Source organism: Aromatoleum diolicum, assembly GCF_012910955.1.
Taxonomy (GTDB): domain Bacteria; phylum Pseudomonadota; class Gammaproteobacteria; order Burkholderiales; family Rhodocyclaceae; genus Aromatoleum; species Aromatoleum diolicum.
The window spans coordinates 1-1,166 of the sequence record NZ_WTVQ01000106.1; the positions used below are offsets into that span (position 1 = coordinate 1).

Annotated in this window: 1 protein-coding gene; it reads right to left on the bottom strand. The window is 54.3% G+C overall.

Features of this window, described 5'->3' with window-relative positions; translation table 11 throughout:
* Positions 1-184: 184 nt before the first annotated feature.
* Positions 185-805 (bottom strand): hypothetical protein, encoded by a 621-nt coding sequence (locus GPA25_RS23590; RefSeq protein ID WP_169262831.1) that lies wholly within the window; start codon positions 803-805, stop codon positions 185-187.
* Between the last annotated feature and the right edge of the window lie 361 nt (positions 806-1,166).

Sequence of the window (1,166 nt, forward strand, 5' to 3'; positions counted from 1 at the left end):
CCGGCAGTCGAAAACCGGTCATGCACGCGCGTGATCGCGGAGGTCCGACGATGAGTACGTGATCGACGTCACGATCGGCCTACGGCCGGTCTGCAAGAGGATGAGGTTGACGGGAAGTCCCTTAGGGTAATGTTAGGTGCCGCCCTGAGAAGACGGCCTCTGTCAGACCGCCGATCTCGCATGTTCAAAGGGTATCAACCGCCGACGTTACGAGAATTTCCGTAACCTTGTTGATCTGAGTCTCAAGGAGTGCTCGATCGCTGAAATAGTCAGAGACCGGCCGCGGCTCGACTTGCTTCATGACATCCTGAGAAATATGCGCGGCGATCATTTCTTTCCAGATGACGTTGCCGTTGCGGTTCGTCAGCTTGACGTTTGCCCATAGCTGGGGAAAGCGATCACTTGAAAATGGGCTGCCCGTTAAGCCGTACTGCAGTACCTCAACAACCAGAGATGCATCGGCTTCAGTCGCGCTCTGAACGACCTGGATTCCTTTAAGGGTCAGTTGCGATTTGAATTTGTCCTGAATGCCGGCCGCAACATCAATCTTGTTTTGCGCCAAGAGATCCTTATAGGCGGTAGGCAGGTCAGAGGTTCCGTTGGCAATTGCAATTCCAAGCGGCCCAGCAAGCAGGAAACCAATTCCTGCACCAGACGACAGGACCATCGGCTTTTCCGGCAGTTGGATGCTGGCAATATTCACGCGTTTCAGATTTTTCCGATCGTCCGTTGACATCTTCATGGACGCGCAACCGGTGACAGCAGCTGCCAAAACGAGCAACAGGCAGAGTTTTATGTATTTCATTGTCGACTCCGTAGCTAAGTTAAAACGCAATACACCCATATCATGTAGTGGCCATGCAATTATTATGACCCGAAGGCGTTACTCCTAGCGCCTAACGTAGAAGTGAGCGGCCTGCGCGGCTTTTCGCGCAGGTCCGCTCGACTGACTACAAAGGGACTTCCCACTTCCGCCAGCGGCATTGGCCGCACGGCATCGAAGTGCCAAGATTGAATTGCTGAAGTTCAATCTGAGATAGCGAAAGGGGAAGTCCAAATGAATACTACGACGGTCGGCGTGGATCTGGCAAAGAACGTGTTCGTCGCCTGTGTGGCGGACGGCGCGGGCCGGGTGATCGAGACGCGCGAGTTCAACCGCGCCGGGT

Coding starts and splice junctions, on each gene's coding strand:
- GPA25_RS23590 (WP_169262831.1), bottom strand. CDS start 805: ATGAAATACATAAAACTCTGCCTGTTGCTCGTTTTGGCAGCTGCTGTC.